Here is a 13,459-nt window from a genome sequence, read left to right on the forward strand (position 1 = left end):
AAGTCCCGCGACCAGACCGGTCGCGCTCCCCCGCCGCTCCCCTCACCCGGCGCCCCAGCAACGTTGTCACCCCGTCCGTTGCCGAACCGGCAGCCGACCGGCGCTCCCGACGACGCACCCTCCCCCGGAGCCCTCCGGCCACCGGCCCCCAGCCCGCCCGGCGTCCCCGAAGGCGCACCCTCCCCCAGCCCTGCCCCGCCCCCCTCGTGCGATGGCTGTGACGACGTCCCGGTCATCCCCCGCGCTCCCCTCCCCGACCGACCCGGCGCGAACCCCTCCCGTGTCTGTGGTGGCCGAGGCCCCCTCCGCCCCGGCTCCCACGCCCTCCGGATCATGCCATGGGGCACTGACAACGCCGGAGGATTTTTCAGTCGGCGGCGGGCAGCCCCAACTCGGGGTAGGCGTCGAGCAGTCGGGGCGGTGCCGCCTGGCGCCAGGAGTCGGCGAGGATGTCCCGCAGCTCGCCCTCGTCCTCCAGCGCCGCCAGCCGCGCCCGCACCCAGGCGAACTGCGCCTCATGGCCGGCGATCCAGAACTTCTCCGGCTCGGCCCGGACCAGTTCGTCGCGCTCCTCCTTGGGGCAGCGCACGGCGATGGAGGTCTCGTCCTCCGGCAGCGTGGCGAACATCTTCCCCGCGACCCGGAACGTGGGCATGCTCCAGGCGATCTTCTCCGTCGTGTCCGGCAGGGACAGGGCGATACGGCGTACGTCTTCGGCATCCGGCATGGAACGCACCGTAGCGGCTCCCACTGACAGTCACCTGGGGAGAGCGCCGACTCCCACGTGCTTGTAGTAGAGGCTCGTCGGCCGCAGCTCTCCGGCGGGGCTCGCCGCGTAGTCGGGGATGACGCCGGCCCGGGTCCAGCCCGCGCCGCGGTACAGGTTCTCGGCGGGGCTGTCGGTCTCGGTGTCCAGGTGCAGCAGGGTGACACCGGCCGCGGCGGCGGCCTCCTCGGCGGTGGCGAGGAGCGCACGGCCCAGACCCTGACCGCGGGCGTCGCGGTGCACCATCAGCTTCACGAGCTCGGCACGGTGGCGGCTGTTCGGCTTGTCGGGAAAGGCCAGGCTGACCGTGCCGACCACCCGGTCCCCGTCGCGCGCCACCCACACCGCGAGCTGCCCCACGGCCACAGCGGCTGCGCGCTCCTTCCACCAGGCGGTGGCATCGGCGCCGTCCATCGGCGCGAGGAAGCCGACCGACGCACCGCCGGCCACCGTGTCGGTCAGGAGGTCCGCCAACTCCCCTGCAGACGCGAGAACTTGGTGGTCATCCAAGCGAGCCACGATCATGGCCGCACCACCGCCAGCAGATACCGCACGTCCTCCCGGCCGGCGCAGCGGAACCGCGTCGGCCCCCATACGCGAAGCCGCAGGCAGTCACCGGCCTCCAGGCGATGCTCGACGTCCTGCACTGTCATGGCGAGAGCTCCCTCCAGCACCCAGATGTGCTGCTCGAGGCCGGGCACCGGCGGCCGGTCGTACGCGATGTCGGCGCCCGCGGCGAGCCGTCCCTCGACGAGTTCGCCACGCAGCCCGGCGTGCGGCGGCGACACGGAGCGTCGTACGAATCCGGAGGCCCGGTCCTGCCACACCTGCTGGTCGGCCGCCCGCACCAGCAGGGCGGGCTCCGACTCGACCTCGCTGAGCAGCTGGGACATGGTCCGTCCGTACACGGCGCAGAGTCGGTTCAGCACTGCGGCGGTGGGGCTGATCTCCGCCCGCTCGGCGCGGGACAGGGTCGACCGGCTCACGCCGCTGCGCTCGGCCAACTCCCCCAGGGACCAGCCGCGTTCGGCCCTCAGCTCGGCAAGCCGGGAGCCGAGCCGGACATCGACGTCGTCCGGGCTGCCGGAACCGGCTCCGGCCCCGGCTTCGGTCTCGACAGCAGTCGTCGTTCGTTTCATATCCGGGATGCTATCCCAAATATGAAACGCCCCACGGAAAAATCGCCAGCTCGCCTAATCCTCTGCAGCCGCCTCCAGCGCCTCCAGTACCGGCCGGATCAGCGGATGCTCCTCCGCCCCGCGTCGTACCGCCGCGAAGACCCGGCGGGTCGGTGCGTCGCCGTCCACGGGGCGGACGACGACACCGGTGAGGTCCATGCCCCGCAGCGCCGAACGCGGTACGAGGGCGACGCCCGCGTCGGCGGAGGCGAGCGCCACCACCGCCCGGAAGTCGTCCGAGGAGTGCTCCAGACGGGGTTGGAAACCGGCGCTCTCGCAGGCCAGGACCACCACGTCGTGGCAGGGATTTCCGGGGTACGGGCTGATCCACGGGTCCTTGGCGAGCTCCGCGAGCGGCACCTCTGCAGCGTCGGCCAGCCGGTGGCTGACCGGTACGACCGCGTCGAAGGGCTCCGCGTACAGCGGGACGTGGGCCAGGCGGGGGTCGTCGGCGGGCGGGGCCCCGCGGTACTCGACGGCGACCGCAACGTCCACCTGCCGGTCCAGCACCATCGGCAGGCTGGCGTCCCCCTCGGCGTCGCGGACCCGGATACGGATGCCGGGGGCGGTGCGCGCGAGATGGGCCACGGCGGGCGCGACCACCAGGGCGATGCCGGTCGCGAAGGAGGCGACCGTGACCGTGCCAGCCGCGCCCGAGCTGTAGGCGGCCAGCTCCGCCTCCGCGCGCTCCAGTTGGGCGAGGACGGCGTTGGTGTGGCTGAGCAGGATCTCGCCGGCCGGGGTCAGTCGTACGCCCTTCGCGCTCCGCTCGACCAGCCGGTGGCCCGTCTCCTGCTCCAGTGCCGTCAGCTGCTGGGACACGGCGGAGGGCGTCAGATACAGCGCGGCGGCAGCCGCCGTCACCGTGCGGTGGTCGGCCACCGCTCGGAGGATGTGCAGCCGCCGCGCTTCGATCACGGGATCGATTCTCTCAGACGCGCTGTGCCGCCGAACGACCCGTTCGTCCCGCTCAGGCGTCCAGCTCCGCCCGCGCCGCGACGAACGCGTCGACCGCGCGGTTGACGTCGTCGGTGGAGTGCGCGGCGGACAGCTGGACGCGGATACGGGCCTGGCCCTGCGGTACGACCGGGTACGAGAAGCCGATCACGTACACGCCCCGCTCCAGCAGCAGCTCCGCCATCCGGCCCGCCTCGGCCGCGTCGCCGATCATCACGGGTGCGATGGCGTGGTCGCCCGGGAGGATGTCGAAGCCCTCCTCGGTCATCCGGCGGCGGAACAGCGCGGTGTTCTCGGCGAGCCGCTCGCGCAGGTCGCCCGCCGCCTCCAGCAGGTCGAGCACCTTCAGGGAGGCGGCGGCGATCACCGGCGCCAGCGTGTTGGAGAACAGGTACGGCCGGGAGCGCTGGCGCAGCAGGGCGACGATCTCGGCGCGGGCGGCGACGTAGCCCCCGGAGGCGCCGCCGAGGGCCTTGCCGAGGGTGCCGGTGATGATGTCGACGCGGTCCATCACGCCGTGCAGTTCGGGGGTGCCCCGGCCGCCGGGGCCGACGAAGCCGACGGCGTGCGAGTCGTCGACCATGACCATGGCGTCGTGGCGGTCGGCGAGGTCGCAGATCTCCCTCAACGGCGCCACGTAACCGTCCATGGAGAAGACCCCGTCGGTGACGATCAGCTTCCGCCGCGCGCCCGACTCGGTGGCCTCCTTCAACTGCCGTTCCAGATCGGCCAGATCGCGGTTGGCGTAACGGAAGCGGCGGGCCTTGGACAGGCGGATGCCGTCGATGATCGACGCATGGTTCAGCGCATCGGAGATCACCGCGTCCTCCGGGCCGAGCAGTGTCTCGAACACGCCGCCGTTGGCGTCGAAGCAGGAGGAGTACAGGATCGTGTCCTCCTGCCCGAGGAAGGCCGACAGGCGGGCCTCCAGTTCCTTGTGCACCTCCTGGGTGCCGCAGATGAAGCGGACGGAGGCCATGCCGTAGCCCCAGCGGTCCAGGGCCTGGTGGGCGGCGGCGATCACCTCGGGGTGGTCGGCGAGGCCGAGGTAGTTGTTGGCGCAGAAGTTGAGCACCTCGCCGGGACGGCCGCCGGCGGAGACGTGCACGGTCGCCGACTGCGGGGTGTCGATGACGCGTTCGGGCTTGTGCAGTCCGGCGGCACGGATCTCGTCGAGGGTGGCGCGCAGGTCGTCGCGCACGGAGTCGAACATCTCACAGCTCCTAAAAATGCTTGCGCAGCAGGGCGGTTACGCAGTCCAGTCGAGGATGACCTTGCCGCCGCGGCCGCTCGCCGCGTCGGTGAACGCGGCCTCGAAGTCGCGGTGGCCGTAGCGGCCGGTGATCACGGGCGCGAGGTCGAGGCCGCCCTCCAGGAGCACGGACATCGCGTACCAGGTCTCGAACATCTCCCGGCCGTAGATGCCCTTGATGGTGATCATCGAGGTGACGATCCGGGCCCAGTCGACGGCAAACTCCTGTGCCGGAAGGCCGAGCATGGCGATCCGCCCGCCGTGCGTCATGTTGGCGATCATGTCGCGCAGCGCCTCCGCGCGGCCGGACATCTCCAGACCGACGTCGAAGCCCTCGCGCAGACCGAGGGTGCGCTGCCCGTCCGCGATCCCCGCGTCCCGCACATCGAGCGCAAGGCTCACGCCGATCTTGCGGGCGAGTTCGAGGCGTTCCTCGCTGACGTCGGTGATGACGACATGGCGCGCACCCGCATGCCGGGCGACGGCGGCGGCCATCAGCCCGATCGGACCGGCGCCGGTGATCAGCACGTCCTCGCCGACCACCGGGAACGACAGCGCGGTGTGCACGGCGTTGCCGAACGGGTCGAAGATCGCCGCCACGTCGAGGTCGACCGGCACACGATGGACCCACACGTTGGACGCGGGCAGCGCGACGTACTCGGCGAAGGCGCCGTCACGTCCGACGCCGAGCCCGACGGTGGCCCGGCACAGATGGCGCCGGCCGGCCAGGCAGTTGCGGCACTTCCCGCACACCAGATGGCCCTCGCCGCTGACCAGGTCGCCGGGCCTGATGTCGGTGACGTCCCGGCCGGTCCCGACGACCTCGCCGACGAACTCGTGTCCGACCACGAGCGGCGTGCGGATCGCCTGCTGCGCCCAGCCGTCCCAGGCGTGGATGTGCAGGTCGGTGCCGCAGATACCGGTCCGCAGCACCTTGATCAGTACGTCACCGGGTCCGACGGCGGGCTCCGGGACGTCGATGAGCCGAAGCCCGGGCTCCGCCTTCTCCTTGACCAGCGCCTTCAACGCTACGGCTCCTGTGGGTGAGGTCCCGTCCGCGGACATGCCGAAGCGGCCCGCGGTCGGGGAGAGGGGTGGAATCGCAGAGCAATCTGCCGTACGGCGCCGCCCCGGTCCATCGAGGATTTCTTAAGCGCCGCCGCAGCTTTCCTTCACGCCCTCCGCTCCGGCACCCGACCCCGCTCCCGATGCGGTCAGAGCGGGAGTCCGTCGATCTCGCGCCGTTCGAGCCGTACGACGAGTTCTGCGGCCGTCGCCTTGATGGTGTCCAGGCCGCTCGTCCCCCAGGGCCGCGGTGCGACGTCAGCGACGCACACGGTGCCGAGCACCATGCCCGTGGTGTCGATGAGCGGCGCTCCGAGGTAGGAGTGGATGCCGTACTCGTCGACGACGGGGTTGCCCGCGAACCGCGGATAGTCGCGCACGTCCTCGAGTGCCAGGGCCCTGCGCCGGACCACCACATGGGGACAGAAACCATGGTCCCGGGGCATGGAGCGGCCGATCTGGGGCCGGGTCCCGTCCTCCTTCACGACGAGTCCTACGGCGGGCGCATGCAGGCCGGCGAAGTACTGGCCGTTCTCGTCGAGGAAGTTGACCATGGCGTAGGGCGAGCCGGTGAGCGCCGCCACGTGGTCCGCGAAGGCGTCGAGGGCGGGCTCGGGGCGCTCTCCCAGGCCCAGTCCGCGCAGTCGCCGGGTCCGGGCGGGGGCCTCCTTGTCCTCGGGGGTGAGCAGCAGACGACCGGCCGGGCGCGGCGGGTCGTAGCTCATGGCCGGGTTCCGTCGCTGTGGGCGTACGTCATGTGCGGCTCCGGTGGGAAGGGTTGGGGGTGTCACATGTGGGCGCCGTGGCTCGGCGCCGGGGTGGCGGGTGCATGGGCGATGAGGTGGCGTACGAGGGTGAGCAGGGTCTGCACGCCGGAGGCGGAGATCCGGGCGTCGCAGCGGACGACCGGGATGTCCGGGTCGAGGTCGATGGCGGCGCGTACCTCCTCGGGGTCGTAGCGGTGGGCCCCGTCGAACTCGTTGACGGCGACGATGAAGCCCAGGCCGCGCTCCTCGAAGAAGTCGACGGCCGCGAAGCATTCCTCCAGGCGCCGGGTGTCGGCGAGGATCACCGCACCGAGCGCGCCCTCGCACAGCTCGTCCCACATGAACCAGAACCGCTCCTGTCCCGGCGTACCGAACAGGTACAGCACGTGTTGCGGGTCGAGGGTGATGCGGCCGAAGTCCATGGCCACCGTCGTCTCGACCTTGTTCTCGATGCCGTCGAGGTTGTCGGTGGCGGCACTGACCGTGGTGAGCAGCTCCTCCGTGCTGAGCGGCGCGATCTCGCTGACGGCTCCGACGAAGGTCGTCTTGCCGACCCCGAACCCGCCCGCCACCAGGATCTTGAGCGCGGTGGGGAAGGGATCGGCGCCTTCGTCGTAGTCGTAGTCAGAGCTGTCGTCGTAGTCCATCGAGCACTGCCTCCAGAAGGGCCCGGTCCGTGGGGTTGTGGTGAAACTCGGGGGGCTTTGTGGTGAGGGCGCCGCAGTCGACGAGGTCGGACAGCAGCACCTTGGTGACCGCCGCCGGCAGCTTGAGGTGGGCGGCGACCTCGGCGACCGAGACGGGGGCGCGGCACAGGTCGAGGGCCTGTGCGTGTTCGGGACCGAGGTAGCCGAGCGGGGTGGCTCCGGTGGCCCTCACCTGGGAGATGAGGTCGAGCGCGACGCTGGGGCGGGTGCGGCCGTTGCTGACCGTGAACGGGCGCACCAGCCGTCCGGCCGCGTCGTCGAGCCAGGGCCCGTCGCCGGCCGTGGCCACGCTCAAGGCCTCATCGCCGTGGGTTCGACGGCGTGCTGCCGGGGCGCGGTCACCAGGTAGGGGCGGACGCTCTTGACCAGCATCGCCATCTCGTAGCCGAGTACGGCGGCATCGGCTTCGCGGCCGGCGAGCACGGCGAGGCAGGTGCCGGAGCCGGCGGTGGTGACGAACAGCAGGGTGGAGTCGAGTTCGACGACGACCTGCCGGACGTCACCGCCGTCGCCGAAGCGGACGCCGGCGCTGCGGCCGAGTGAGTAGAGACCGGAGGCCAGGGCGGCCATGTGGTCGGCGCTGTCGGGGTCGAGGCCGTGTACCGACTTCACGAGCCCGTCGCAGGAGAGGAGCACGGCGCTGCTGGTGTGCGGTACGCGCTGGACGAGGCCGCTCATCAGCCAGTCGAGATCGGATACATGGCCGGTGGGGGCATCGGTCGCCATGGTGGATCGACTCCTTGGGATACGAAGGTCTGCGGGCGCACCCGAAGGTGCGCCGGGGGTGGTTGCGGTGGGGGTGGTGACGGGAGTGGCAGCGGCGGTCATCCGGCTGGTGCGCTCCCGTCGGGGCGGTCGGGGCCGGGCGCGGTCGCGCTGTTGCGCGGGGCAGGTGCGGGCCGCGGTTCGGCTATATGAGCCGGCTCCATGTGCGGTGGTACGTCCGTATGCGGTCCCGCTATGTGCCGTACGTCTGTGGGGTGTACGTCCATGGAGAGGGGCGTGGTCGTGGTGGTCAGGTCTGTGTGGCGGGATTCCGGCACCACGGCCGACTGCCGGTGTGCGGGCCGTGTCGGCGGGGGCTCGGGGTGGGCGGCGGCCGTGGGGGCGGGCTCTGGGTTCTGTTGGGCCTCGGCGAGGCCGATACCGCGTTGGAAGGCCGCCATCAGGCCGGGGTCGTGGCCGGCGACGTGCTCGGCGTCCTGCCGTGGGGCCGGTCCGCCGCGCAGTTGGGGTGCGATGTGTTCCTGGGCGCGGCGACGGGGCAGTTGGGGCTTGCCCATGGTGCCGCGGACCGCGCCGCCTCGGGGCGTGGGCGGCGTCGCCGTGTGCTCGGCGACGACCGCACGCTCGTCGGGCCGGATGCCGGGCACCGCTTCCGCCGGGTTGGGCCGCTCCTCCGCTCCGCGCACCGGCAGGGGCGCCGGTCGGCTGCCGGTGTCCGGTGCGATGTCCTGCGTCCGCGAGTGCCCGGTGACGGGTTGCCCGGTGGGGGCGGCCGTGTCGGTTCCGGTGTGCGGATGCTGCGGGTGGGTCGGCGGTACGGGGGCTGCTCGGCGCGCGCTCGTGGCCTCCCGCGGCTGCCGCCCCTCGACCGCGCCGTCCTGCACGGGGGGTACGGCGCCGAGGGCACCCGGCGGGGTGCCCAGCAGGGCCTGCGGCACGACGAGTACGGCCTGTACCCCGCCGTAGATGTTGCTCTGCAGCCGGACGGTGATGCCGTGCCGTCGGGCGAGCTGCGAGACGACGAACAGCCCGATGCGGCCGTCCGCCAGCAGCCGCGCGACGTTGACCTGGTCGGGGTCGGTGAGCAGGGCGTTCATCTTGTTCTGCTCGGCGACCGGCATACCGAGGCCGCGGTCCTCGACCTCGACGGCGAGCCCCGAGGTGACGAGGTTGGCGCGCAGCAGCACCTGGGTGTGCGGGGCGGAGAACACGGTGGCGTTCTCCACGAGTTCGGCCAGCAGGTGGATCACGTCGGCGACCGCGTGGCCGCGCAGGGTGCCGTCGATCGGCGGCACGAGTTTCACCCGTGAGTACTGCTCGACCTCGGCGATCGCCGAGCGCAGCACCTCGGTCATGGAGACCGGGTTGCTCCACTGCCGGCGGGAGACGGCGCCGCCGAGCACGGCGAGGTTCTCGGCGTGGCGGCGGATGCGGGTGTCGAGGTGGTCGACGTGGAAGAGGCCCTTGAGCAGGTCGGGGTCCTCGATCTCGTTCTCCAGCTCGTCGAGGATCGCGATCTCGCGGTGCACCAGCGACTGCAGCCGTCGCGCGAGGTTGACGAAGACCTCCAGCTTCTGTTCGCTGCCGGCCTGGCTGGAGAGCTGGGCGGCCTGCACGACGGCGGTGACGGCGCCGTCGTGCGCGCGGGCCAGGTCGGCGGCGAGCAGTTCGAAGTCGTCGGCGTCCTCGGGGGGTCCGCCGCGCGGCTTGCGCTGGGGCGGGACCTCGCCGCGGCGCAACGCCTCGACGAGCGCCCGCAGATCGGCCTCGCGGCGGGCGCTGCTGCGGCGCAGGGCACCGACGCGTTCGTGCACGGACCGGGCGGTCCGGCCGGCGGCGACGGCGGCGATCACGATGCCGGCGAGCGTCACACAGACCGCTCCGGCGAGTACGCCCCACAGGGTGAGGCTGCTGCGGACGCCGGTGGAGCGGACGGTGAACAGGACGGCGGCGCAGGCGCTGAGGGCAACCGCGACGGGGGGCAGTACGGCCAGGCGCAGCAGTTGGGGCCGTATGTGGGCCTCGGGCAGCGAGGGGACGGTACGGGCGACCGGCCGTCCGTGCCGTCCGCCCTCGCGGCGGTCTGCGCGTGCGGCCGGTGCGCGGAGGTGTGACATCGGTGTCCTCGTACTGGTCCGTCGGTCGGGGCCTTGAGTGGGCCCGGTCTGCGTGACTCGGGCATGCGGCATCGCGGCGCCGGTCGAGAGAGCCGACGAAACCGGCCCTGCGTCGCCCGACGGACACTCACAGTAGTCGCCAACGCATCATGTGCGGTGGGCAGTTGACAAAGTCCTACGGCAAGCGTCCCGCTCTGGTATGAGACCTCGTACGACAGACCGATAAGCCCGCCGGACGCTCCGTATCGAATGGCACACCGAATGATCGGACCTGGTCGGAAGCGGTCATGAAGAGACGGAGGGGGTCGGGGAGTTCAAAGCTCCCCGACCCCCTCCGTCTGTCGGTTTCCTCGCTCGCCGGGGACGGCCGCGAGGCTTGCCGAGCGCCTGTGCCGCCCCCGCCCGGCCCCGTGGGACATCACCGGTCGTCACCGTGCTGGTCAGCGGCTGCTGCCGCCGGTCAGCAGGTGAGCCGCGACCGGACCTCGACCGTCACCCCTCGCCCTCCAGGCCGAGGTCACCCCCGGCCGTGCGGTGCCGTCACCGCTCCCGTCGGACGGCGCCACGCGTGCGGCAGAGGCGCGGACACCGCTCGCCACCACGGGTCGACCGGAAGCTTCTCGGCCGGCTCGAAAGGCTCACCGGGACGGGGGAACGCCGCCGCCTGCCCCGCCTGCTCGGCGGCGTCCTTCGTCCACTCGCCGGGCTCGGCCCAGGCATGCGGGGCGAGGTTGAAGGTCCCCCAGTGGATCGGAAGCAGCACGCCGCCCGGTTCCCCGCCCTGAAGGTCGAGATGGGCGCGCATGCCCTCGTCCGGAGTCATGTGGATGTCGGGCCAGAACTCGCTGTACGCGCCGAGCTGGATCATCGTCGCGTCGAACGGGCCGTAGTCGGCGCCGATGTCCTGGAAGCCCTCGAAGTACCCGGTGTCACCGCTGTGGAATATCCGGTGCTCGTCCCCCGCCACGACCCAGGAGGCCCACAGCGTGTGCTGCGTGTTGCGCAGGCCACGGCCGCAGAAGTGACGGGCGGGGGTGGCGGTCAGGGTGAGCCCGCCGACCCGCGTCGTCTCGTGCCACTCCAGTTCGCGCAGCCGCTCGGCGGACACGCCCCAGTGCTCGAGGTGTGCGCCGACGCCGAGCGGGACGGCGAACAGGGTGTCCGTGCCGGCCAGCGCCTTGATCGTGGGCATGTCCAGGTGGTCGTAGTGGTCGTGCGAGATGACGACGACGTCGACCGGGCCGAGCGCCGCCAGCGGGACCGGCACCGGATGCAGGCGCTTGGGCCCGGCGAAGGCGAACGGTGAGCAGCGCTCGCCCCAGACGGGGTCGAAGAGCACCCGCTGTCCGTCGATCTCCGCGAGGACGCTGGAGTGGCCCATCCAGGTCAGCCGCAGACCGGTGGCCGGCGGCTTGGCGAGGTCGGCGAGCGTGGTGGCGTGCACCGGCACCGCACCCTTCGGGGAGCGGCGCGCGCGATCTTCCTTGTCGAAGTACTTCTTCGCGAAGTCCAGTGGCGACCCCGACGGCCGGGTCCGGGAGGGGCCGCCGGGATTCTGGAAGACCCCGTCCTTGAAGTAGGGAGATCTGCGGATGCGCGCCATGCGCTCACCGCTCGGATCCGCGCCGAAGGCCTCGGGCTGCAGTGCGCGGAGCCCGGAGCTCAGGGAACGGGAACCGGCCACGGTACCTCCAGGTGGAGTCGGTAAGGCCTCCCATTATGGTCCGCCCCTCCGACACTCCCGCGCCGACCAGGCCCCATACTGAATCAGGAGTCAGTAATCACTGGCCGATCCGCCCCGAGGAGTCTCCGTATGACCGCCCCCCTGCTGTCGCTCACCTGGACCGACCACGTCACCGGCCGGCAGGGCTTCCTGGTCGTCGACCGGCTGGTGCGCGGCGTCGCCAGCGGCGGGCTGCGGATGCGTGCGGGCTGCACGTCGGACGAGGTCACCGGGCTCGCGCGCGGCATGACCATGAAGGAGGCGCTGCACTACGACCCCGAGGGCCGCTACATCCCGCTCGGCGGCGCCAAGGGCGGTATCGACTGCGACCCGCGGGACCCGGAGGCGTACGGAATCCTGGTGCGGTACCTGCGGGCCATGCGGCCGTACGTCGAGAGCTGCTGGACCACGGGCGAGGACCTCGGTCTCACCCAGGACCTCGTGGACCGGGCCGCCACCGAGGCGGGGCTCGTCTCGTCGGTCCAGGCCGTGTATCCGCTGCTCGACGACGAGGCCACCGCCAGGCAGAGGCTCGCCGACGCGTTCGCGGTCGAGGTGGACGGCATCGGGCTCGACGAGCTGGTCGGCGGCTGTGGGGTCGCCGAGTCGCTGCTCACGGCCCTCGACCGGGCCGGAGTGCCGTATGCCGGGACGCGGGTCGCCGTACAGGGGCTGGGCACCATGGGTGGAGCCACCGCGCGGTTCCTCGCGCGCGCGGGTCTGACGATCGTGGCGGTCGCCGACATCAAGGGCACCATCGCCCACCCCGACGGGCTCGACGTCGACGCGCTGCTCGCCGCGCGGGACGCGTACGGCGTGGTGGACCGCGGCGTACTGCGGCCCGGGGACCGTGAACTGGCCGGTGACGCCTGGCTGTCCGCCGACGCGGAGGTGCTGGTGCCGGCGGCGGTCTCCTACGCGATCGACACCACGAACCAGGACCGGATCACCGCCCGCTGGATCGTCGAGGCGGCCAACATGCCCGTACTGCCGGAGGCGGAGGAGCTGCTGACCGCGCGCGGAGTCACGGTCCTGCCGGACGTGGTGGTCAACTCCGGGACGAACGCCTGGTGGTGGTGGACCCTCTTCGGCGACATCGGTGCCGACGCGGACGAGGCGTTCACGTACACGCGCCGCTCGATGCGCGCTCTCGTCGACCTCGTCCTGTCCCGCGCGGAGACCGACGGCACGACACCACGGACCGCCGCGCACGCCGTCGCGGCGGCCCGGCTCCCGGTACTCGCGGAGCGCTACGGCTGGTACCGGTGGCGGCCGCACACGCGCGCGTGCGCACCGATGTGCGACAGGGCCTAGGGTGAACGCGTGGCGAGAGTGCGGTTGAGCGTGCAGGAACGGCGCGAGGAGTTGTTGCGCGCCGCCGTGGAGCAGATCGAGGCGCGAGGTGTCGCGGCGGTCCGGATCGCCGACGTGGCCTCCACGCTAGGCGTGAGCAACGCGCTGGTGCTCTATCACTTCTCGACGAAGGAAAAGCTCGTCGCCGCCGCGTTCGCATACGCCGCCGAGGACGACCTGGCCCAGCTGAGCAAGCTGCTCGGCCGGCGCACGACGGCGCTGCGCCGGCTCCGGTCGGCCGTACGCTGGTACGCCCCGACCGGCCAGGCCAAGGGCTGGCGGCTGTGGATAGAGGGCTGGGCTGCTGCCCTGCGCGAGCCGGCCCTGCAGGAGGTCACCCGGGACCTCGACAGGCGCTGGAAGGCGGCGATCGCCGAGGTCATCGCCGAGGGCGTGGCCGCCGGCGAGTTCCGCTGCCCGGACCCCATGGGCGCGGCGCTGCGGCTGACAGCTCTGCTCGACGGCCTCGCCGTGCAGCTGACGTCGTACCCGGGCGCGGTGTCCCGCGCCCGGGCCCAGGAGTGGGTCGACGAGGCGCTCGCCCGCGAGCTCGGACTGGCCGAGGCGCCGTCAGCCGGGCGTTCGTGAGCCGTCCGCGAGGACCAGGTTGCGGTCATCGCGTACGCCCACCCGCACCGGCCGCGGGCCGATCCGACGTAGGCGATCGGAACGACCCGCTCCCCGGCGTCCGCCACGGATTCGCCTCAAGCCACCGACGCGATCCGCATCCTGATGTCATCCGGCGACAGCGCCCCCTTCGCCATCACGTGGTCGCCCGACGACTCGCCGCGCAACCGGCGGCCGATCCACGGCACCAGGTACTCGCGCGCCCAGTGGACATCGTCCAG

At 72.1% G+C, this 13,459-nt stretch carries 14 protein-coding genes and 1 pseudogene; 2 read left to right on the plus strand and 13 right to left on the minus strand.

Annotated features, from left to right (window positions below):
• Positions 1–367: 367 nt before the first annotated feature.
• The 12 genes from ACTWQJ_RS31315 to ACTWQJ_RS31370 all read right to left on the minus strand — a co-directional run bounded on the left by ACTWQJ_RS31315 (position 368) and on the right by ACTWQJ_RS31370 (position 11,219).
• A complete protein-coding gene (locus ACTWQJ_RS31315) occupies positions 368–727 on the minus strand; it encodes an MmcQ/YjbR family DNA-binding protein (RefSeq protein WP_443309887.1) in 360 nt (119 codons plus the stop codon).
• A 30-nt stretch (positions 728–757) separates the two neighbouring features.
• Positions 758–1,291, minus strand: coding sequence for a GNAT family N-acetyltransferase (locus tag ACTWQJ_RS31320; RefSeq protein WP_443309888.1), 534 nt, complete (start codon positions 1,289–1,291; stop codon positions 758–760).
• Positions 1,288–1,905: a helix-turn-helix domain-containing protein gene (locus tag ACTWQJ_RS31325; protein WP_443309889.1), complete on the minus strand. Its 618-nt coding sequence runs from the start codon at positions 1,903–1,905 to the stop codon at positions 1,288–1,290. The genes ACTWQJ_RS31320 and ACTWQJ_RS31325 overlap by 4 nt, the downstream gene beginning before the upstream one ends.
• Before the next feature lie 54 nt (positions 1,906–1,959).
• Positions 1,960–2,862, minus strand: a complete 903-nt coding sequence (locus ACTWQJ_RS31330; RefSeq protein WP_443309890.1) for a LysR family transcriptional regulator — start codon at positions 2,860–2,862, stop codon at positions 1,960–1,962.
• Positions 2,863–2,914: 52 nt separating this feature from the next.
• The gene (locus tag ACTWQJ_RS31335) at positions 2,915–4,114 is read right to left on the minus strand and encodes a glycine C-acetyltransferase (RefSeq protein WP_443309891.1); all 1,200 of its coding nucleotides are present in this window, start codon (positions 4,112–4,114) and stop codon (positions 2,915–2,917) included.
• Between the two features lie 36 nt (positions 4,115–4,150).
• Positions 4,151–5,179 (minus strand): L-threonine 3-dehydrogenase, encoded by a 1,029-nt coding sequence (gene tdh / locus ACTWQJ_RS31340; RefSeq protein WP_443309892.1) that lies wholly within the window; start codon positions 5,177–5,179, stop codon positions 4,151–4,153.
• A gap of 188 nt (positions 5,180–5,367) precedes the next feature.
• Positions 5,368–5,943 (minus strand): GAF domain-containing protein, encoded by a 576-nt coding sequence (locus tag ACTWQJ_RS31345; RefSeq protein ID WP_443309893.1) that lies wholly within the window; start codon positions 5,941–5,943, stop codon positions 5,368–5,370.
• A gap of 62 nt (positions 5,944–6,005) precedes the next feature.
• Positions 6,006–6,632, minus strand: coding sequence for a GTP-binding protein (locus ACTWQJ_RS31350; RefSeq protein ID WP_443309894.1), 627 nt, complete (start codon positions 6,630–6,632; stop codon positions 6,006–6,008).
• On the minus strand, positions 6,610–6,981 hold the full coding sequence (locus ACTWQJ_RS31355) for a DUF742 domain-containing protein (RefSeq protein WP_443309899.1): 372 nt from the start codon (positions 6,979–6,981) through the stop codon (positions 6,610–6,612). Before ACTWQJ_RS31355 ends, ACTWQJ_RS31350 begins: the two co-directional genes overlap by 23 nt.
• A gap of 2 nt (positions 6,982–6,983) precedes the next feature.
• Positions 6,984–7,418 (minus strand): roadblock/LC7 domain-containing protein, encoded by a 435-nt coding sequence (locus ACTWQJ_RS31360; RefSeq protein WP_129803880.1) that lies wholly within the window; start codon positions 7,416–7,418, stop codon positions 6,984–6,986.
• A gap of 98 nt (positions 7,419–7,516) precedes the next feature.
• On the minus strand, positions 7,517–9,535 hold the full coding sequence (locus ACTWQJ_RS31365; protein WP_443309895.1) for an ATP-binding protein: 2,019 nt from the start codon (positions 9,533–9,535) through the stop codon (positions 7,517–7,519).
• A gap of 517 nt (positions 9,536–10,052) precedes the next feature.
• Positions 10,053–11,219 (minus strand): MBL fold metallo-hydrolase, encoded by a 1,167-nt coding sequence (locus ACTWQJ_RS31370; protein WP_443309896.1) that lies wholly within the window; start codon positions 11,217–11,219, stop codon positions 10,053–10,055.
• Between the two features lie 129 nt (positions 11,220–11,348).
• Between ACTWQJ_RS31370 and ACTWQJ_RS31375 the strand changes: the two genes are divergently transcribed.
• Complete coding sequence (locus tag ACTWQJ_RS31375) at positions 11,349–12,572, plus strand: Glu/Leu/Phe/Val dehydrogenase dimerization domain-containing protein (protein ID WP_443309897.1); 1,224 nt, start codon at positions 11,349–11,351, stop codon at positions 12,570–12,572.
• 9 nt (positions 12,573–12,581) lie between these two features.
• Positions 12,582–13,199, plus strand: coding sequence for a TetR family transcriptional regulator C-terminal domain-containing protein (locus ACTWQJ_RS31380; protein ID WP_443309898.1), 618 nt, complete (start codon positions 12,582–12,584; stop codon positions 13,197–13,199).
• 116 nt (positions 13,200–13,315) lie between these two features.
• On the opposite strand, the pseudogene ACTWQJ_RS31385 reads toward ACTWQJ_RS31380, so the two are convergent.
• Positions 13,316–13,459: pseudogene (locus ACTWQJ_RS31385) on the minus strand (SGNH/GDSL hydrolase family protein); the annotation flags it as partial.

It is taken from the genome of Streptomyces sp. KR55 (assembly GCF_052245645.1).
Lineage (GTDB): Bacteria > Actinomycetota > Actinomycetes > Streptomycetales > Streptomycetaceae > Streptomyces > Streptomyces flavusporus.